Annotated in this window: 21 protein-coding genes; 9 read left to right on the forward strand and 12 right to left on the reverse strand. The window is 65.2% G+C overall.

Translation table 11 applies throughout. The annotated features are described in order from the left end of the window. Window positions 1–239 precede the first annotated feature (239 nt). On the forward strand, window positions 240–1,553 hold the full coding sequence (locus AC4D2R_RS16560; protein WP_490941202.1) for a glycosyltransferase: 1,314 nt from the start codon (window positions 240–242) through the stop codon (window positions 1,551–1,553). 103 nt (window positions 1,554–1,656) lie between these two features. Continuing rightward, entirely contained in the window at window positions 1,657–2,340 is a 684-nt protein-coding gene (locus AC4D2R_RS16565; protein WP_490941203.1) for a M23 family metallopeptidase, read from the forward strand. Window positions 2,341–2,356: 16 nt separating this feature from the next. Here the strand turns inward: AC4D2R_RS16565 and AC4D2R_RS16570 are convergent, their stop codons facing one another. Continuing rightward, window positions 2,357–3,151, reverse strand: coding sequence for an HpcH/HpaI aldolase family protein (locus AC4D2R_RS16570; protein WP_490941204.1), 795 nt, complete (start codon window positions 3,149–3,151; stop codon window positions 2,357–2,359). Continuing rightward, entirely contained in the window at window positions 3,141–3,959 is an 819-nt protein-coding gene (locus tag AC4D2R_RS16575; RefSeq protein WP_490941233.1) for a cation efflux transmembrane domain-containing protein, read from the reverse strand. The genes AC4D2R_RS16570 and AC4D2R_RS16575 overlap by 11 nt, the downstream gene beginning before the upstream one ends. Before the next feature lie 231 nt (window positions 3,960–4,190). Between AC4D2R_RS16575 and AC4D2R_RS16580 the strand changes: the two genes are divergently transcribed. Further along, window positions 4,191–4,784: a hypothetical protein gene (locus AC4D2R_RS16580; protein ID WP_490941205.1), complete on the forward strand. Its 594-nt coding sequence runs from the start codon at window positions 4,191–4,193 to the stop codon at window positions 4,782–4,784. 19 nt (window positions 4,785–4,803) lie between these two features. Here the strand turns inward: AC4D2R_RS16580 and AC4D2R_RS16585 are convergent, their stop codons facing one another. Both AC4D2R_RS16585 and AC4D2R_RS16590 read right to left on the reverse strand, forming a co-directional pair. Next, window positions 4,804–5,448, reverse strand: coding sequence for an NAD(P)-dependent oxidoreductase (locus AC4D2R_RS16585; protein WP_490941206.1), 645 nt, complete (start codon window positions 5,446–5,448; stop codon window positions 4,804–4,806). A 107-nt stretch (window positions 5,449–5,555) separates the two neighbouring features. After that, window positions 5,556–6,416, reverse strand: a complete 861-nt coding sequence (locus AC4D2R_RS16590) for an EamA family transporter (RefSeq protein ID WP_490941207.1) — start codon at window positions 6,414–6,416, stop codon at window positions 5,556–5,558. Between the two features lie 85 nt (window positions 6,417–6,501). Between AC4D2R_RS16590 and AC4D2R_RS16595 the strand changes: the two genes are divergently transcribed. After that, entirely contained in the window at window positions 6,502–7,359 is an 858-nt protein-coding gene (locus AC4D2R_RS16595) for a LysR family transcriptional regulator (protein WP_490941208.1), read from the forward strand. A 103-nt stretch (window positions 7,360–7,462) separates the two neighbouring features. On the opposite strand, the gene AC4D2R_RS16600 is transcribed toward AC4D2R_RS16595, so the two are convergent. Both AC4D2R_RS16600 and AC4D2R_RS16605 read right to left on the reverse strand, forming a co-directional pair. Then, window positions 7,463–7,810 carry a DUF1048 domain-containing protein gene (locus AC4D2R_RS16600; RefSeq protein ID WP_490941209.1) on the reverse strand — a complete coding sequence of 116 codons (348 nt, stop codon included), beginning with the start codon at window positions 7,808–7,810 and terminating at the stop codon, window positions 7,463–7,465. Beyond that, window positions 7,807–8,136, reverse strand: coding sequence for a PadR family transcriptional regulator (locus AC4D2R_RS16605; protein ID WP_490941210.1), 330 nt, complete (start codon window positions 8,134–8,136; stop codon window positions 7,807–7,809). The genes AC4D2R_RS16600 and AC4D2R_RS16605 overlap by 4 nt, the downstream gene beginning before the upstream one ends. A gap of 206 nt (window positions 8,137–8,342) precedes the next feature. Between AC4D2R_RS16605 and AC4D2R_RS16610 the strand changes: the two genes are divergently transcribed. Further along, on the forward strand, window positions 8,343–8,951 hold the full coding sequence (locus AC4D2R_RS16610; protein WP_490941211.1) for a hypothetical protein: 609 nt from the start codon (window positions 8,343–8,345) through the stop codon (window positions 8,949–8,951). Between the two features lie 10 nt (window positions 8,952–8,961). Here the strand turns inward: AC4D2R_RS16610 and AC4D2R_RS16615 are convergent, their stop codons facing one another. The 6 genes from AC4D2R_RS16615 to map all read right to left on the reverse strand — a co-directional run bounded on the left by AC4D2R_RS16615 (window position 8,962) and on the right by map (window position 15,164). Beyond that, window positions 8,962–9,402, reverse strand: a complete 441-nt coding sequence (locus AC4D2R_RS16615; protein WP_490941212.1) for an SRPBCC family protein — start codon at window positions 9,400–9,402, stop codon at window positions 8,962–8,964. A gap of 159 nt (window positions 9,403–9,561) precedes the next feature. Beyond that, window positions 9,562–11,040, reverse strand: a complete 1,479-nt coding sequence (gene cycA, locus AC4D2R_RS16620) for a D-serine/D-alanine/glycine transporter (protein ID WP_490941213.1) — start codon at window positions 11,038–11,040, stop codon at window positions 9,562–9,564. 247 nt (window positions 11,041–11,287) lie between these two features. After that, entirely contained in the window at window positions 11,288–12,784 is a 1,497-nt protein-coding gene (locus tag AC4D2R_RS16625) for an APC family permease (protein ID WP_490941214.1), read from the reverse strand. 145 nt (window positions 12,785–12,929) lie between these two features. Beyond that, window positions 12,930–13,619, reverse strand: coding sequence for a DNA alkylation repair protein (locus AC4D2R_RS16630; protein WP_490941215.1), 690 nt, complete (start codon window positions 13,617–13,619; stop codon window positions 12,930–12,932). Window positions 13,620–13,715: 96 nt separating this feature from the next. Then, window positions 13,716–14,351 (reverse strand): HutD/Ves family protein, encoded by a 636-nt coding sequence (locus AC4D2R_RS16635; RefSeq protein ID WP_490941216.1) that lies wholly within the window; start codon window positions 14,349–14,351, stop codon window positions 13,716–13,718. A 12-nt stretch (window positions 14,352–14,363) separates the two neighbouring features. Continuing rightward, entirely contained in the window at window positions 14,364–15,164 is an 801-nt protein-coding gene (map, locus tag AC4D2R_RS16640; protein ID WP_490941217.1) for a type I methionyl aminopeptidase, read from the reverse strand. Between the two features lie 70 nt (window positions 15,165–15,234). Between map and AC4D2R_RS16645 the strand changes: the two genes are divergently transcribed. The 4 genes from AC4D2R_RS16645 to AC4D2R_RS16660 all read left to right on the forward strand — a co-directional run bounded on the left by AC4D2R_RS16645 (window position 15,235) and on the right by AC4D2R_RS16660 (window position 17,794). After that, on the forward strand, window positions 15,235–15,504 hold the full coding sequence (locus AC4D2R_RS16645) for a helix-turn-helix domain-containing protein (RefSeq protein WP_490903438.1): 270 nt from the start codon (window positions 15,235–15,237) through the stop codon (window positions 15,502–15,504). 74 nt (window positions 15,505–15,578) lie between these two features. Next, window positions 15,579–15,950, forward strand: a complete 372-nt coding sequence (locus AC4D2R_RS16650) for a VOC family protein (RefSeq protein ID WP_490941218.1) — start codon at window positions 15,579–15,581, stop codon at window positions 15,948–15,950. Between the two features lie 129 nt (window positions 15,951–16,079). Next, window positions 16,080–16,442 (forward strand): PadR family transcriptional regulator, encoded by a 363-nt coding sequence (locus AC4D2R_RS16655; protein ID WP_490941219.1) that lies wholly within the window; start codon window positions 16,080–16,082, stop codon window positions 16,440–16,442. Next, entirely contained in the window at window positions 16,442–17,794 is a 1,353-nt protein-coding gene (locus AC4D2R_RS16660) for a permease prefix domain 1-containing protein (protein ID WP_490941234.1), read from the forward strand. Before AC4D2R_RS16655 ends, AC4D2R_RS16660 begins: the two co-directional genes overlap by 1 nt. The last annotated feature ends 38 nt before the right edge of the window (window positions 17,795–17,832 follow it).

The raw sequence follows: 17,832 nt of genomic DNA on the forward strand, positions 1-17,832 counted from the left end.
TGCGCAGTCGACGCGCTCAGTCTGCCATGAGCGGGCAGAATTTCCTGCACTACACGGCCCGGAGTCTTGAGCGACGGATTGGACTGCGCATCCAGCACATGGAGGATGGACCGCCGCATAGACAGTCTTGGAGCAACAGTGGGCAGCGGTCCGGGCAACGCGAACCCGGGTGTTTCGGACCCCCTTGCTGCGCAATACTTAGCTACACACCCGAGAAGGTCAAGCGGTCGGAGCACCTCATGGCGTCCCTCATCCTCTGTTCCACACCTGTCCACGGCCACGTCACCCCGATGCTCGCTGTGGCGTCCGGCCTCGTGAAGCGCGGACACCGGGTCCGCTTCCTGACGGGGAGCCGCTACCGGGACCGGGTTGCCGCTACAGGCGCAACATTCGTGCCGCTTCCCGCAGAGGCGGACTTCGACGACAGCGATCTTGACGCTGCTTTCCCCGGTCGGGTTGGCCTCAAGGGGCCCAAGGGCATCCGCTATGACCTCCAGGAAATCTTCATGCGGCCGGGAAAGTTCCAGCATGCGGCCATCAGTGGGTTGCTGGCTGAAGAATCTGCCGACGCCGTCCTTACCGAGTCGCTGTTCATGGGGGCCCCACTCCTGGTCGCCGAGCCGAACGCCACCCGGCCCGCCGTCATCAACTGCGGCATCGTACCGCTGAGCCTGGCCAGCCGCGACACCGCTCCCTTCGGGCTCGGCATTCCACCGATGCCCGGACCGATGGGGCAGCTTCGGAACCGGATCCTGCGCTCAGTCTCCGAAAAGATTGTCTTCGCGCCCGTCCAGAAATACGCGGACGCCATGTCCCATGAGGTGGTCAACGCCCCCTTCCCTGCGTTCTTCATGGATTGGCCCCGCGCTGCGGACCACGTGGTGCAGTTCACCGTTTCCGAGTTCGAATATCCCCGCTCGGACCTGCCCGACACCGTCCACTTCGTCGGACCGGTGTCCCAGAGCGTCAAGGGGACCTCTTCCACGGCCGGAGACCACGGGTTGCCGGACTGGTGGGGCGAACTCGATGCAGGCGGCCCGGTGGTTCACGTGACCCAGGGAACCGTGGCGAACAGGGACTTCGATGACCTGATTCGCCCAACAATCGACGCCTTGGCCCACGACGACGTCCTTGTGGTCGTCAGCACAGGTGGCCGGTCCGCCGAGGATCTGGAACCCCCGCTGCCCGGCAATGTGCGCGTCTCCTCCTACCTCCCCTATGACGAACTGCTGCCCAAGGTCGACGTGGTGGTCACCAACGGAGGGTACGGGGGCGTCCAGTTCGCGCTGCGCCACGGCGTACCCCTGGTGGTGGCGGGGGAAACCGAGGACAAGACGGAGGTGTCGGCACGGGTCCAATGGTCCGGAACGGGCATCAACCTTCGCTCCAACCGCCCAAAGCCCGAGGCCATCGCCAAAGCGGTCCGGACAGTGCTGTCCACGCCCAGGTACAAGCAGACAGCCGCCCGGCTGGCCGTCGCAATCAAAGCCTCCCGCGGAGTCGACGCGTTGGCCGACCTCGTGGATGACCTTTCCAAGCCAGCGATGCGCTAGTGCGGATGTGTCCGGCGCAGCGGTCCGTTCCGGGACCTCAACGGGGATGTGTCCCGTGACTGGAGGGCGGCCCCCACGGGGTTTGGCACCTGGCGGGGTGTTGATGTCGCTGCCGTTCGAAGGCAGGTGGCTGGCGCAAAACAGTCCGGCTAGGCGGGTCCCGAGCCATGGGACGAACCTGCTGGGCGGGCGTTATGCCATCGACTTCGTTGCCGTTGACGACCGCCGCCGGACCTCACCCCGCACAGATTGGCGTACTTTCCTCGCCACCGAACCACGGGAGCGGTTTTTCGCCTACGGCCTGCCGATCCTGGCCCCCGGCGACGGCACCGTTGTTGGGGTGCACGACGGCGAATTCGACCACGACGGGCGGCGTTCACAGCTGGCCCTGCTGCCGTATGCGTTGGGCCAGTCCGGGCGGCTCCGGAAGGGAGTGGCCGCTGTCGCCGGCAACCATGTCATCATCGCGCTGCGGCAACCCGGGGCCTATGCGGGTCTGGCCCACCTTCAGGCCGGTTCCATCCGTGTGGTGGTCGGTGAGGAGGTGAGGGCCGGCCAGGCGGTTGCCGCGTGCGGTAACTCCGGCAACTCCACGGAACCACATGTCCACCTACAGGTGATGGACAGTCCGAATCTCTCGGTTGCCCGCGGTCTTCCAATCGCGTTCCGGCGCTTCCGCGAGTGGCCGCCGGGCTCCAAGGATTCCCGAACCCGAGATGCCGGCCTGCCGGACGAGGGAGCCGTCGTCGAACCGTTGCCCGGGCCGGCTGCTGACGCATCCGGCTAGAGGAAATCGCGGGATATCAAGGCCGTTGTTGCCCGCCGGGGCGGGAATGCGTCGGTGTGAACCCTAGGACGGTGCGGGCTCCTGCCGCGATGACCGCGGCGTCCGTTGCCACCGCGACGCGGTCATAACCACGCGCGCGGAGCATGCCCGCGCGCTCCGGAGTGCCGGCGAAAATACCGGCACCCAGCCCCGCCCGGGCGGCTGCGGCGGCGATCATGGCCAGGGGGCCACCCTCGTCGGCCAGAAGGGCGTCGACCGTGGTGCCCAGCGAAAGAGAGAGATCGAACGGACCCACGAAGAGAAGGTCGACCCCGGGAACGGCCGCGATGGACTCGATGTTTGCCAGGGCCGCAGCGGATTCGATCATGACGGCAAGTTGGGGTGCCGCCGCGTGGGGCGCTGGCGCCTCACGCCCCCATAGTGGTGCCAGCGGGCCCCAGCTGCGGGAACCATGCGGCGGGTATCTGCCGGCCTCGACCACCAGGCGGGCTTCGTCGGCGTTGTCGATCTGGGGCACGATGACGGTGGCGGCACCGACGTCGAGGGCCAGGCCGATGCCGGCGGGGTCGGCACCAGCGACACGGACCGCGAAGTTCTTGCCGGCACCCAAGAGGGCGCGGCCGTTGTCGATCAGCGAGCGCCGATCAAACTTGCCGTGCTGGGCATCGAGGGCAATCCAGTCGAAACCGGACCGCGCGAGCGCCAGCACGGTGTCGACGTCGTCACCGAAGCACCATACGCCTGAGGAGCCGGGCCCGATCACTCCCTCAGGCGGTGTCGCAGGGGTGCTGGAAGCGGTGTCACTGTCCATCCCGTGGACCTCCCCGAGGCGCGGTCCGCCCGCCGTCAGGTGGGCCGACCGGCCTGCCGGCGCAGCAGGAACATGACCGCGCTGAAGGGTTACCCACCGTCGGCTCAACGACCAACCCGACAGGAGGAGCCGTGGACGGGCCGGGGCTTGCGGCCGTTATCCCCCGCCTGTTCGGGGCGGGCAAGCGTCCAGCATTTTGGACCGGTAACGCGCAGCACGCATCACCCTTCCAGGCCTCGCGGCCCTCCTTCACCGCGACCGCGGCAATGACGAGCGCAGCCACCGGATCGGCCCAGGACCAGCCCAGCGTGGAGTTGAGCAGGAGCCCCACCAGCAGGACGCCGGAGAGATAGGTGCACAGCAGGGTCTGTTTGGAATCGGCGACGGCGGACCGCGACCCAAGCTCGCGTCCAGCGCGCCGTTGCGCCCAGGAGAGGAACGGCATAATGACCAGGCTGGCTCCGGCCAGGGCGATCCCGACCGGCGAGTGCCTGGCTTCAACGACGCCGGTCAGCGCCCGCACTGCATCGACCGCGACAAATACTGCCAGCCCGAAGAACGAGAACGCGATCAGGCGCAGCGCCCTCTGCTCACGTGCTTCGGGATCGCGTCCTGCGAACTGCCAGGCGACGGCCGCCGCGGACAGCACCTCCACCACGGAGTCCAGTCCGAACGCGATCAGCGCTGCGGATGAAGCGATCGTCCCGGCACTGATAGCCACCATCGCTTCGACGACGTTGTAGGTGATTGTCGCCGCCACGAGGATCCGGATGCGCCGGGCCAGAAGACGGCGCCGGACGTCGTCCAGCTGCGGTGCACCCGTCCCGGTTCCCCGCGGGCGGTGTCCAAAGGCATTGCCGGGCCCCGGGAGGGAACCCGAATGGGTTGGCATCTCCACCCGCCACACGATACCCGCTCCTCGGATAACGGGTCAGGTACGGCCCGGCCTCCTAGGCTTTCTCCGCGGACGCGGTTATGCTTCAGCTCACTTTGGCCGTCCGGAGCGCAGCGCCCACCAGGCCAGGCATCGGGGGAACACATGAGCGCGAAGCACCGATCCGACACTGTCATGACCGTTGACCCCGTGAACGCGCCACCGGGCGCGCCGGTCAGGCCGTCGGGGAAGGCTGTAGGGGCGGTGGTGGCGACTGCGGTCGGCCTCGGCGCCATGTGGGTGCTCGACCCCGGCCCGTTGGGACGGACCTATGCCTCAGGCGCCGTAGTGTGCACGCCGCAACCCGCAGCGGGTGACGCGGCAATCGGCCTTGTCCTGACCAATACCTCGCCGCATCCAGTCACCCTTGAGAAGGTCGATCTACTGGAGCCGCGGGGGCTGAACCTCGTCGATTCCCACCTCATGTTGATACCCGACGGTCCCGGCTCCACCTTCGGCGGCGGGTCCACCGTTCCCCCCGATGACGAGCAAAGCGGATGGTGGGCTTCAGCCCAGCCGGCGGTCGGAAGCGGGATTCCAGCCGGGACCACCGGCAATATCGTGGTGGTGTTGGCCAACGGCCCGGACGATGGTGACGGGGTTGCGCGCGGCGCCCTGCTCACCTACTCCACCGGGCTCCGGAGCTACACCCTGAGCTACGAGTACGAAATCACCATCGCCAAGGATAAGTGCTTTTGAGACGTCGCCGTGGTGCTTGTCAGTGGGCGGCGTGGAATCGCTGCCGGCGGTATTTGGGCCGCTCGATCTCGTCGACGATGGCCCGGGCGAAGTCGGCGGCCGAGATTGTCGATTTCCCTTCGGCATCCTTGAGGACGACATCCTCGCTGAGGCGGTAGGTGCCCTTGTCTTCGGCGGGAACCCACGCGCCGAACTCGATGGGTGGACTGACGTAAAACCAGTCAAGGTTCTCGGGAGACGACTTGAGCATGTCCAGCAGTGCGATACCGGTCTCAACTTCGGGCCGGACCTGGTCCGGAACGTCGCTGATGTCATAAAGTCTCGGGCCGTCCGGTGCCACAAGGAGCGAGGATGCTCCGCCGACTACACCAAGGCGGATGCCGGCGTCGGCCGACAATCCGATCAGGTTTTCGACGAGGCCCTCCTCCTTTCCCACCATGTCCCCTCGTGGTGCGACTGCTTCCAGGATGACATCGCGGTCGGTGACCACCTGGGCAAGGAAATCCGGATCGAGAACTGAGCCGGCGATGTACCTGACGCCCTCCAGCTGATCCGCCGGCGGTTTGCGGCTCACCGAGACAACATCATGTCCGCGGCTTTGCGCCTCTTTTACGACTGCGCTTCCTGCATAGCCGGTGCCGCCCAGAACGGTGATGCGTGCCATCTCGTGCTCCTTCAATCGAAACTTCCCGATGTACGGAATTTAACACTCTCGGACCGTTCCGTCGTTTCCTTTCGGTAATGATCGTTCACGGGAGCGCCCGCCGACTTCTAATGCTTTGGGTTGCTGCCGCGGAGGAGCAAAGCGGAAGCGTTTGCGCCGACAATGAGCAGGACTCCTGCCCATTCCATGATCCCCAGTGACTCGCCGAGTGCCACCGCTCCGATGGCCGCGGCAAAGACGGGATTGATGCTCATCAGGATCCCGAAAAGGTTCGCGGGCACCCGCCGCAGGGTGACAAGGTCCGCGACGTAGGGCACTACGGAGGCGAGGATTCCGGCGACGACCGCGCACATGACGGCGAAGGCGTCGGGTTGTTGACCGATGAAGACGATGAGGGCGATCGGGATGAACAGCATTGCGGAGACTCCTGTAGCCGCTGCGGTTCCCTGGACGCCGGACACCCGGCTGCCGATCGTTTTGTTGAGCAGGATGTAGGCGGCCCAGCTGAAGGCGGCGCACAGGCCGAATCCGATGCCCACGTAGTCTGTTGATGCTTCTGGATGGGTGATTGCAACAACGCCCATCCCGGCAACCCCGGCGCAGATCAGGCTTCCTTTGCTCCTTGGGGTAAGCAGGGCGACGGACAGGGGGCCGAGGAACTCCAAAGTCACTGCCAGACCGAGCCCAATGCGGTCGATGGCGGCGTAGAGGGAAAGGTTCATCGTTCCGAAGACAACCGCGAGCAAAAGGATGGGCCACCATTGGCGGCGGGTCAGGCTGCGGATCCGCGGCCGGATCAGGGGCAGGAGCACCGCCGCGGCGATGAACTGGCGTACCGCGACAACACCGATCGGCCCCATGCCTGGAAACGCAAGCGAACCGCTGGCGGCGCCGAGTTGGTTTGAGAGCGCACTCGCCACGAGCGTCGCCGCCGCCCGGCCCCTGCCTCCGGTCTCCATTTTGTCCATTGGTGCATTCTGGATCGCCGCACTGCATCCACATAATGCATAACTGGAGCCATTGATGCACCAGATGTATGAATAGAATCGGCGCATGGACTTCGAGTTGCGGCACCTGCGCTCCTTCATCGGAGTCATTGACACGGGAAGCTTCACCGATGCGGCAATCGAGCTGGGCATCTCCCAGGCTGCCGTGTCCCGTAACGTCGCTGCCCTGGAGCGCGCCTTCGGTGTTCGGCTGATGCGGCGGACCACCCGGAGTGTCGAACTGACCCCCGCGGGCGAGCGTGCGGTTCACCACGCCCGCCGCGCCCTCGCCATTCTTGAGGACCTCCGGCATGAGGCGGTGTCCGGCGGGAAGACCGTCCGGATCGGCTATGCCTGGTCCGCCCTCGGCCGACATACTCCAGACTTTCAGCGCAGATGGGCTGCAGCCTTCCCGGACACGGAACTCCGTCTCATCAGGACAAACACCGCGACGGCGGGACTGGCCGAAGGGACGAGCGATTTTTCAATCCTGCGGCGGCTGCCGGATCCCGCCGTCTTCGAACTCGTCCTCATCGGGGTGGAAAAACGATACTGTGCGATGGCCGCCGAGGATCCCCTCGCGGGCAAGCGAAGCGTCACCCTCGCCCAGGTTGCCGGTTCTACTGTCGCAATCGATCTCCGCACCGGCAGCACCCAGCTCGATCTGTGGCCCGATGGCGGGCGGCCTGCGGACACCGTAGTCACCTCCGACGTCGACGACTGGCTGACGGTCATCGGCAGCGGCAAAGCCCGCGGGATCACCGCCGAATCCACGGCCCACCAGTACCGCCGCCGCGGCCTTGTTTATCGTCCCGTCCGCGACGCGCCTCCGGTCCCCGTCTACGCCGCGTGGACCAGGGCTGATCCGCCCGCGGCGCGCAGGGACGTCGTCGAACTGCTGGTCGGCCTCTACGTCGAGACATGAGTGACGGGACTTTACGAATCCTCCGGCGAGGGCACACAAATGTCCCGCACACTGACCGCAAACCCAAGCGTCCGGCCCGTTGTGACCATGCTGCTCATCGGGTCTACTCGCCCCGGGTGACGCCCTGAATTGCTTGGGTGAGCCGTTTTCGCTCCTTGATCATCCATTGACCCGCCGGATAGTTCAGACGGAACACCTCGGCAAATTCCACGGGATCTTCACCCACGATCGCTCCCACCGGGGTTCCGCTTGCCGCGCTCTCGTCGAAGAGATCGCCCAGATCCTCCAACATCGTCAGCAGCTCGTCGCCCTTCCCCGGTCCGAAGTACATCAGGTACCGCTCCAACGCCCCGATAGCGGTGCGGTAGCCTGCCGGAAGCTCTTCCGTGCGCGCCTTGTACTTCCTGTACCGCTTTTTCTCGTCGACCATCCGTGTGATGAACACTTTCATCCCTCTCGTTCTCGGAGCTGTTCGAGCCGCTCGGACAGGAAGCTCCATGTTGTCCAAAAATCCTCAAGGTACTTCTCACCCTCAGCGTTGAGCGAGTACACCTTGCGTGGGGGTCCTTTCTCCGACGGACGCTTCTCGACGTCGACGAGCCCCTTCTGCTCAAGCCTGACGAGCAGCGCGTAAACGGTGCCCTCGGCGATATCGGGGAAACCCCTCCCCCGGAGCAGGGTCGTAATCTCGTATCCGTACGCCGGCTTCCCGGTTAGGAGGGCAAGGACGATGCCCTCGAGTGTCCCCTTGAGCATCTCCGTCATCTGCCTGCCCAACGGTCACCTCCTACTCAGTGTTACTAGCTACTGGTACATAGTAACGCTAAGTAGAGGGCGTGCAAGCCAGAACGGTCGAACTGCGCCCGGCAGCCAGACCACGGTGGAAACGTCACGCTTCGGATTGCTTTGAGCAGCCGCTGCCCGCGGTGGCAAGCTTGTTTGTGGCAATAGTGAGCAGGCGCACCGCGGCGGGGTGGGAGGCAATGAACATCCAACAGGCATGGGGGTCGTTGGTGGGCCCCGAGACTACCCGCTTCGACACCGTTATGTCGCTCGGACTCGGCACGCTCGGCGCCTTGATCGCTCCGCGCCTCTCGCAGGGACCGCGGTCAGGCTTCCGCAACGCGGTCATTGCCGCTCTTGCAGCCGATTTGTGGGGAGGAGCGTGGGCCAACAACACCCTGGCCTGCGCGCGCTGGTATGGACGGCCGGGGCAGCGCGACACCGATCACCTGAGGTTCGCTTCCTTCCATCTTCACCCGTTTGTCCTTGCGGCCCTCGACCCGAACGATGGGGCGAACGTTTCGACATGGCGCCGCGCGGCGGGCCGTTACGGGTTCCTGATCATCGCGACGGCGCTCATCCGGCGCGCCCCGCGCCGCCGCCCGCTGGCGGCCGCCCTGACCCTCCTGGGGATCGCCCTCGATGCCAGGGTTGGCCGATCAGCGTCGGCCCCGTGGTTCGGCCCGGTTTTCTATTCCAAACTGCTGTTGGGCCACGCCGGGGCGGCGCTGTGGCCAGACTCGCAGATCCTTACCGGCCGGGACGGCGGGCGGACTGCGGAAGTCGATGTGCCGCCAATCGTCCATTGACGATTGCGCCTTACGGGCCCTGGTGCTCGGCGAAGCTTTTGAACGCCTTCATATACCCGTAGCTCTGCTTGGGAAACATGGGCCGAAAGAGCAGCCCGACAACCTTCATTGGCCCCTTGAAGCGGAACTCGTTGTGCGCGACCCAGCGGGTCGCGGCGGGGCCGGCCTCGGAGAACTCATTCCGGGTGAGGTTGTGGACGCCCTTGGCCTCATAGATCCCATCGAAATGGTGGGGAAGATCCCGCCGCGTGATTGTCTCGGTCATCTCCATGGTGCCCTTGCCCTGCCGGAAGATCAGGCGGGAGGTGGCCCCGGGCTGCCCTGGCTCACCCGATACATGTTCGAAGGACAACAGCCCCTTCTGCCACTTGGGCAGGTTGGCGGGATCGTCGAAAACCTCGATGAACCGGGGCAGAGGAAGGTTGACAAGGATCTCTTGGGTATACCGCATGGTTCAGTATAGGAAGCCCCCGGCGACAAAACGCGCCGCCGCCGCCTGCGGCCCCGCCCTTGGTACTCCCCGTAAACCGTGAAGGACCACCCCATGTGGGAGCGGTCCTTCACGGTGTGCGTCCGGGCTACCGGCCGCACGCTCAGAGCGGTGTTCGGCTCAACCTACGGGATCGAGCTGCCCGGCGCGTAGAGCCCTGTGCTCTTCGATCCGCGCCTGCTGCAGGGGCGTCTGCCGGTTGAAGTACCAGGCCACGCCCAGAATCAGGAACCAGATCGGTGCAACGACGAGGGCAAGGCGTGTATCGGCTGCCTGGGCCAGTGCAACAAGCATGAACCCGAAGAAGCCAAGGACGACGTAGGGCATGAACGCGGATCCCGGCATCTTGAATGCAGACGCCTCATGCAGCGCCGGCCTGCGACGGCGGAACACGATGTAGCTGATGAGGATCATCGACCAGACGAACATGGTCAGCACCGAGGCCACCGAGGTGACGACTGTGAATGCTTCGATGACGGAATCGCCCGCGTAGAGCAGGATCAGTCCGGCCAGAAGGAAGATGCAGGAGAAGAGCAGTGCGTTCTGCGGAACCTTGCGGGTGCTCAGCTTGCCGAAGGACTTCGGCGCGTTGCCGTCCTGCGCGAGGCCGTACACCATGCGCGACGTCGAGTAGATTCCGGAGTTCGCGCTTGAGGCGGCAGAGGTCAGGACGACGAGGTTGATGACAATTGCCGCGATCCCGAGCCCGGCGAGCGAGAACATGCCGATGAACGGGCTGGTGGCGGGATCGATGCTGCGCCACGGGTTGACGGCCATGATGACGACGAGCGCGCCGACGTAGAACAGCAGCACCCGGATGGGGATGGAGTTGATCGCCCGGGGCAGGTTCTTTTCGGGATCCTTCGTTTCGGCGGCCGCGGTGCCGACGAGTTCGATGCCCGCGAAGGCGAAGATGGCGATCTGGAAACCAAGGACGAAGCCGAAGATTCCATGGGGGAACATTCCGCCGTCGTTCCAGATATTGGCCAGGGCGGCCTCCTGGCCGCTCGGTGACGTGAAGTGGGTGGCGATCATGACGGCGCCGGTGACGATGAGGGCAACAATGGCGACAACCTTGATGATGGCGAACCAAAATTCGGCTTCACCGAAGGCTTTCACTGTGGGGAGGTTCAGGAGGACCAGGACGACCGGCGTGATCAGTGCTGGAATCCAAAGCGGTGTTCCGGGTGCGAGCTCGTCGACGTAGCTGGCGATTGCCACGATGTCGGCGACACCGGTGACCACCCAGAAGAACCAGTAGGACCAACCGGTGAAGAATCCTGCCCAGGGCCCCAGCAGGTCGCCGGCGAAGTCGCTGAAGGATTTGTAGCTGAGGTTGGACAGCAGGATCTCCCCCATGGCGCGCATGACGAAGAACAACATGAAGCCGATGATCATGTAGACGAAGATGACGGACGGGCCGGCCAGGGAGATCGTCTTGCCTGATCCCATGAAGAGGCCCGTGCCGATCGCCCCGCCGATTGCGAGCAACTGGATGTGCCGGTTGCTCAGCGCCCGGGTGAGATGGGGTTCTCGATCGTTCGAGCCAGCGGTGTGCACCGTGGAAACGGGCACAGCGCTGCTGGTGCGTTCAGACATAAGGGGTGTTTTCCTTCCGCAGGCGGCGCTATGCAGTGCATATCGCCGCGACCGCGCGGGTTGTGACGAACAAGACAGACCTAAAACCCTGCAGTCTGCCCGACCGAGAGTCAAATCCACGGGCGGGCGCACCCCCGGCCCCGCCTTGTCCCCTTTCCTCACTCCGGCCGCGCCGACGCTCACCCCGACGCCCACGCCTGCCCTCCGGAAACCTGCGGGGCCGCCTTGCGGCAGGGGCTGTCAGCGCCTAGTGGTCGGACTGCGGTGGCGCGGCGTCGGTGCCGGGACCGGAATCATGCACGGCGGCGGGCTCACCGCCGCCGGTGTTGGTCCTCTTGTTGACGAACCATGTGATCGCCCACAAAATGACGCCGATCGCCAGCAGTCCGCCGGCAATCTGATACTGGATCACGTCCCGCCCGACCCAGGGGCCGGCGAGGAAGGCACACAGCACGGCCGCGATCAGGGGTACCGGCCCCGGGGAGGTAAAGAAGACCTTGCGATTGGGATCCCGCTTGCGCCGGAGAATGACGCAGGCCACGTTCACAACGGTGAACACGCACAGCAGCAGGAACGCCGTGGTGCCGGAGAGGTTCGCGACGACGTTGCTCTCCGGGTCGCTTGTGACGTACCAGATCAGCCCAAGCGCGAGGAGGGTCGAGAAGAGGATGCCGGCCCACGGCGTCCGGCGTCCCGGCAGCACCTTGCCCAGGGGCCGCGGAAGGACGTTCTGGCGGGCCATACCGTAGATCATGCGGCTGGCCATCAGCATGTTGATCAGGGCGGTGTTCGCGACGGCGAAGACCGCAAGGAACGGGAAGACATTGTCGATCGGGAAGTCCGGGGATCCCTTGTGCACCACTTCAAGGAGTGCGGCCCCTTCGGCCTCCCGGATGCCTTCGAGCTCCGTCGGGGTGAGCACGGTGACCACGGAGACGGCCACCAGCATGTAGAGGATCACGGCGATACCCAGGCCCGTCAGCATGGTGCGGGGGAAGATCCGCTCCGGGTCCTTCACTTCCTCGACCATGTTCACGGAGTCCTCAAAGCCAACCATGGCGAAGAACGCGATGGAGGTGGCTGCGGTGACCGCAAGGAACAGGCCCTTGTCCTGATAGTCGGAGAACACGGTGACCTGCTGGAGGTTCCCCTCCCCCTGGGCAATGACGTAGAAGCCGACGCCGATCACGATGCACAGGGCGATCATCTCGACAAGCGTGAGCAGAACGTTGAACTTCACGCTCTCCCCCACCCCGCGCAGGTTGATCGCCGCGAGCAGCAGCATGAAGCCCATCGCCACGGCGGTGATGACGCCCTGCCCGGGCGTGCCCATCCACCCGTTGATCTCAAGGCCTCCGAAAAAGTTCTGAGCCAGAACGTTGGCGGAGGTCGATGCACTCGTGATGCCGGAACAGACGACGGCGAAGGCGACGAGGAAGGTCACGAAGTGGATTCCGAATGCCTTGTGGCAGTAGAGCGCCGCACCCGCGGCCTGGGGATACTGGGTGACCAGCTCCAAATAGGAAAAGGCCGTCATTGTGGCGACGATGAAGGCGAGCAGGAACGGCAGCCAGACGAGCCCTCCAACGGTTCCGGCCATGGTGCCGGTGACCGCGTAGACGCCGGCGCCAAGGATGTCGCCAACGATGAACAGCAGCAGGAGCTTGGGCCCGAGGACGCGTTTGAGCGCGGGTTCGTCACCTTCGCGGGTTGGATCGGTTACTGGTTCAGAAGTCGTGCTCATGTTGACCTCCACAGCTGGGACGCGGTTCCGTGGGAAACAGCGGCCGGACTCCGGCCCGGGTATGACCTACTTCACTCCCTCGCAGACCATCTTGGCAATGGCCAGTGCGGAAAACGTCGAGCTTCACGACCTTGCGCGCATGCGATCAGCGTGGCCGGAGGTAGGGGTTGCGGATGGCCTTATCGAGCTTTTCGGTGGCCGCGCGGACTGCTGTGCGTGACATCCTGCTGGCATATTCGTCGAGGTGGGCCAGCAGCCGTGGTTGATCGATGTCTCCGACATATCGGAGCATCCATGCCACGGCCTTCTGGACGAGTTCCTCGCCGTCGTCGGCGAGGACTGCCGCGATTTTCAGGGTTTCATCCACCTCCCTTCGCTTGAGGAAAGCGGCAGTGGCCACGATGGCGCTGCGCCGTTCGGGCCAGAACCCAGACTCGGCGAGAGCGTACAGAGGAGTCCGCGGCTTGTCGAGGAGCCAGCTTCCGAGGACCTGGTGTGCGGCGAGATCAACGAGGTCCCACGAGTTGATACGGTCGTGCCGGCGAAGGTACAGCTCATATAGTTCCTGTTGCCGACCGTTTGTGACCTTCCTGGCCGTGGCCGCCTTACCCATGATCGAGCAGGCACCGGCCCGCACCTCGTGGGTTGGACTCGCGAGCAATTTCTCCAACTCGGGCACCGGCATGGCCAAGGCGGTCTTGGCGAGATTGAAAACGTCGCCCATCCGCACGCCGATGAACGACTGGTCGCCGGGAAAGTATCGTCCGTACCTAATCCGCTGATCGTCGGTGGCCATCTCGCCAAGAGCACCTTCGAAGTCCGCTGCGGTATCCACTCCCTGCCACCTCCTTCACCCGGCCGTTCCCGGGTTGGGAACCACCCGGCCCCGCGGCTGGACCGCCGCCGATTCCGGCGGGTGCGCCTCCGGCCATTAAAGCCCCGGAACTCCCCCGCCGCCACGCTGTTCGAAGGAAACAACGGCAAGGACACCGCTGCCTGTGATCCCGGCACTGCAGTGATGAGTGCCGCGGACGGTGTCGTAGATGCTCAACTCCGTGTCGGTGCCGCCGACCCGCACAGCCGCCCGGCCGGAAAGCAGGACGGCAAAGGAACCAAGGGGCACCTCGCGGGTTGGCCCGTCGAGAAGGTCGAGGATTGCCACCTGTGCCCTTACGGCGTTGGGGCGGGCGATGACATTGAGGGCACGCACCGGTCCGGCGGGCAGATTCGCCGTGACCGAAGCGCCGCCCGGGAATCCGAACGGGCTATTCCGCAGAATCTGGTGTTCCCGTCCTTCGACCTGAAGGACAACCCGCTCGCCGTCGACCACCGTGAAGATCCGCTCAGTGTCGGGGAAGAGGGAGAACGCGCCCGGCTGCTCGATCTCGGCCATACTCAGCCGCCAGGTGAAATGCCCGGTCGCGTCGCCCGCGCTGGCGATTTCCCGGGTGGTGCCGGCCCCGTTGCGCCAGCGGCCGGGACGCACCCCGGCGAACCGCAGGATGGCATTCGGGGGTCCGGAACTGCCCGAGCCCGGGTTGTCGACCTTGGATGAAGGGGCCTTCATCGTCGAAACGTATCAGCTTGGGAGTTGCGTCCGGAGCCGGCTGACTTTGCGGTTCCGGGTGAGGACGATCGGGCGCTCCTCGGTGATGGCGATCGTGTGTTCGGAATGGGCACCGCGGCTTCCATCGGCACTGCGCAGCGTCCATCCGTCCGGATCGACGCGGAGCTTATCCGTACCCCGCATGAACCAGGGTTCGATGGCCAGGACCAACCCCGGCTTCAGTGGATAGCCGCGGCCCGGCCGGCCCGCATTGGGCACATGCGGGTCCCCGTGCATGGTGCGCCCGACACCATGGCCGCCAAATTCCAGATTCACCTTCAGGCCGGCCTCGCGTGCGACGCTTCCGATCGCATAGGAAATGTCACCGACCTTGTTTCCTGCCACTGCCGCGGAAATCCCCGCCTCCAGCGCGCGCTCGGTGAGCTCGATCAACTCAAGGTCTTCCGGGTTGGCGTTGCCTACGACGAAGCTGACCGCAGAGTCGGCCACCCAGCCGTCAACGTTCGCCGCGAAGTCGAGGCTGAGCAGGTCGCCGTCCCGGAGGGGATAGGAGTGGGGCTTGCCGTGAAGAACGGCGTCGTTCACCGACGTGCACAGGACATACCCAAAGGGCCCGGAGCCGAAGGTGGGCGCGTACTCGAGATAGCACGACTCTGCCCCGCGCTGCCGGATCAGCTCGTGCGCCAGTGCATCAAGTTCAAGCAGATCCGTCCCCACGACGGCGCGGGCTTTCAATGCCTGCAAGGTTGAGGAGACGAACTCCCCGGCGGCAGCCATCTCGGCGACTTCCTTGTCTGTGTGAAGTTCAATCAACTCGCCGCCACCCCTTCAATCCCGAGATTCCCACTACCGGTATAACTATACCGCCACTAGACTGGACGCCATGGTCCGGATTCCACTTACTGCCGACGAGATCCAGCGCGGTCAGGACCTCGGCTCGGCGCTGCGCGCCGCCCGTGGCCCCCAGACGATGGCCGACGTCGCCGGAAGGGCTCAAATCTCGGTTGAGACGCTCCGCAAGATTGAGACGGGTCGAAGCCCCTCGCCGGAATTCTTCACCATTCAAAGAATCTGCTCGGCACTCGGCATCACCATGGATGAACTTGTCTCCAACAGGCCGGAGCCACGACTTCGGATCGCTTCCGCGTCATAGCACCGGCATCTGCCGCACCCCGGTTCCACGGTGGAAACGGCGTCAAGGACCCACGATTTGAAAGGAAAGCGATGATGCTTACCCACAACAAAGCCTTCAGCGGCCTCGCGGTGCGCGACCTGCAGGAGGCCCACCGGTTCTACGGCGAAACGCTTGGCCTCAAGACATCCGAGGAGCATGGCTTCGTGTGGCTGCACCTCGCCGGCGGACGGGACACCCTCGTGTATCAGCAGCCCGACGCCGTCCCCGCCAGCTTCACGATCCTCAACTTCGAAGTGGAGGACATCGACGCGGCCGTCGACGCGCTGGTGGCTCGAGGAGTGCGTTTCGAGCGCTATGACGAGATGCCCCAGGACGACAAGGCCATCATGCGCGAAGGTGGGCCGTACATCGCCTGGTTCAAGGACCCGTCGGGAAACGTGCTGTCCGTCCTGCAGGAACGGTAGCTCCGCCGCTGTGATTCAGTCCTGGTCCCAGGGATCGGGACCCCACGGCAAACCCCCGCGCCGGGACTGTTTGCTATACCTAGAACTCCTATGGTCCAATGCCTAGTAGATCTAGGTATAGGAGGTGTCATGCGCATTGATAAGGACCTGGTCGCCGCCTCGGCAACCCCGCTCGTGCTGGGGATATTGTCGGACGGCGACCTCTACGGCTACGCAATCCTCAAGAGGGTGAGCGAACTGTCGGGCGGAGGCATGCAGTGGACCGACGGAATGCTCTATCCGTTGCTGCACCGGCTGGAGCGTCTCGGCTACGTGTCGTCGTCGTGGGGCACTTCCGAGGCCGGGCGCCGACGCAAGCACTACGCGATCACCCCAACGGGCCGCGAGGCGCTCGCCGACCGGCAGGAGCAGTGGACAGTCGTGGCCGATGCACTGCGCCAGGTGTGGCAGACCGCGCAGCGGCCGCCGGCAGTCGTTGAGGGGTGGGCGTGATGGAGACGCACGCCGAGCTGGAGGCCCAGATCGACAGGTGGCGCGGGTACGTCCAGCGGCGTCAGGCGATCTCCCCCGCCGACGTCGACGAGTTGGAGGACCACCTGCGCGAGCAGGTCGCCGACCGGCAGGCGACCGGGCTCGACGACGAGGAGGCCTTCCTCGTCGCCATCAAGCGCCTGGGCAATCTCGACGCAGTCTCCCGGGAGTTCGCCCGCGAGCACTCCGACCGGCTGTGGAAACAGCTGGTGCTCGTACCTGAAGACACCGAAACCACAAGCACACCACCGTGGCGCGAGCTGGCAATCGTTCTCGCCCTCGCCGTCGGCGCGGGCGTGGCGGTCAAGGCGGGCCTTGTCCTTTTCGATGGCGAGGGCTCAGTGCTCGCCCGCAATCTCGGCCTCCTCGTCTTTCCCTTCCTCGCCGGCTACTTCGTCTGGAAGCGCCGGCTCGGCGTCCGGGCGGTCCTGCCGCTGCTCGTGCCGTTCGCGGTGCTGGCCATCCTGCTCAACGCCTACCCTTTCGCCCAGGGGGGTTCCACCGAGCTGCTCGCCATCCTGCACGCCCCGGTGGTTCTGTGGCTGCTGGCCGGTGTGGCGTACGTCGGCGGGAGGTGGCGCTCCGACACCCGACGGATGGACTTTGCACGGTTCACCGGCGAGCTGGCCATCTACTACACGCTCCTCGCACTGGGCGGCGCCGTCCTGATCGGGCTCACTCTGGCGGTCCTCCAGGTTGTCGGGATCGATCTCGAGCCGGCCCTTGAGGGCTGGATCCTTCCGTTCGCCGTCCCGGGCGCGCTCCTTGTTGCCGCCTGGCTCGTCGAGGCGAAGCAGAACGTTGTCGAAAACATTGCCCCCGTCCTCACCCGGGTATTCACTCCGCTGACGATAGTGATGCTGCTTTCCCTATTGGCCGTGCTGACGGTCTCCGGCGAACTGGTTGACGTCGACCGCAACCTGCTCATCCTCATGGATGCGATTCTCGTGCTTGTCCTGTGCCTGCTGCTCTACTCGATTTCGGCCCGCGACTCGCTCGCCCCTCCCGGCGTGTTCGACGCCCTGCAGTTGGTCCTCGTCGCCGCAGCCATCGCGGTCGATGCGGTGATGCTGACCGCGATGCTGACCCGCATCGCCGAGTTCGGGCTGAGCCCCAACAAGATCGCCGCGCTCGGCCTGAACCTCCTGCTGCTGGTGCACCTGGTACGGGCAGCCTGGCTCACGGTCGGATTCCTGCGCGGCAGGCGCCCCTTCACCGCCCTTGAGCGCTGGCAGACGCGGTACCTCCCGGTCTACGGCGCCTGGGCTGCCGTGGTGGCCGCGGTCTTCCCGCCCGTCTTCGGCTTCGCCTAGTCAGCACACCGCACCGCCGGAAGCCCTCCACCTGCCCA

The sequence above is a fragment of the Arthrobacter sp. TJ-217 genome, from assembly GCF_058269255.1.

Bases quoted from the DNA above. Each gene is read 5' to 3' on its own strand.
- AC4D2R_RS16560 (WP_490941202.1), top strand. From the start codon at position 240: ATGGCGTCCCTCATCCTCTGTTCCACACCTGTCCACGGCCACGTCACC.
- AC4D2R_RS16565 (WP_490941203.1), top strand. From the start codon at position 1,657: ATGTCGCTGCCGTTCGAAGGCAGGTGGCTGGCGCAAAACAGTCCGGCT.
- AC4D2R_RS16570 (WP_490941204.1), bottom strand. From the start codon at position 3,151: ATGGACAGTGACACCGCTTCCAGCACCCCTGCGACACCGCCTGAGGGA.
- AC4D2R_RS16580 (WP_490941205.1), top strand. From the start codon at position 4,191: ATGAGCGCGAAGCACCGATCCGACACTGTCATGACCGTTGACCCCGTG.
- AC4D2R_RS16585 (WP_490941206.1), bottom strand. From the start codon at position 5,448: ATGGCACGCATCACCGTTCTGGGCGGCACCGGCTATGCAGGAAGCGCA.
- AC4D2R_RS16590 (WP_490941207.1), bottom strand. From the start codon at position 6,416: ATGGACAAAATGGAGACCGGAGGCAGGGGCCGGGCGGCGGCGACGCTC.
- AC4D2R_RS16595 (WP_490941208.1), top strand. From the start codon at position 6,502: ATGGACTTCGAGTTGCGGCACCTGCGCTCCTTCATCGGAGTCATTGAC.
- AC4D2R_RS16600 (WP_490941209.1), bottom strand. From the start codon at position 7,810: ATGAAAGTGTTCATCACACGGATGGTCGACGAGAAAAAGCGGTACAGG.
- AC4D2R_RS16610 (WP_490941211.1), top strand. From the start codon at position 8,343: ATGAACATCCAACAGGCATGGGGGTCGTTGGTGGGCCCCGAGACTACC.
- AC4D2R_RS16615 (WP_490941212.1), bottom strand. From the start codon at position 9,402: ATGCGGTATACCCAAGAGATCCTTGTCAACCTTCCTCTGCCCCGGTTC.
- cycA (WP_490941213.1), bottom strand. From the start codon at position 11,040: ATGTCTGAACGCACCAGCAGCGCTGTGCCCGTTTCCACGGTGCACACC.
- AC4D2R_RS16625 (WP_490941214.1), bottom strand. From the start codon at position 12,784: ATGAGCACGACTTCTGAACCAGTAACCGATCCAACCCGCGAAGGTGAC.
- AC4D2R_RS16635 (WP_490941216.1), bottom strand. From the start codon at position 14,351: ATGAAGGCCCCTTCATCCAAGGTCGACAACCCGGGCTCGGGCAGTTCC.
- AC4D2R_RS16645 (WP_490903438.1), top strand. From the start codon at position 15,235: ATGGTCCGGATTCCACTTACTGCCGACGAGATCCAGCGCGGTCAGGAC.
- AC4D2R_RS16650 (WP_490941218.1), top strand. From the start codon at position 15,579: ATGCTTACCCACAACAAAGCCTTCAGCGGCCTCGCGGTGCGCGACCTG.
- AC4D2R_RS16655 (WP_490941219.1), top strand. From the start codon at position 16,080: ATGCGCATTGATAAGGACCTGGTCGCCGCCTCGGCAACCCCGCTCGTG.
- AC4D2R_RS16660 (WP_490941234.1), top strand. From the start codon at position 16,442: ATGGAGACGCACGCCGAGCTGGAGGCCCAGATCGACAGGTGGCGCGGG.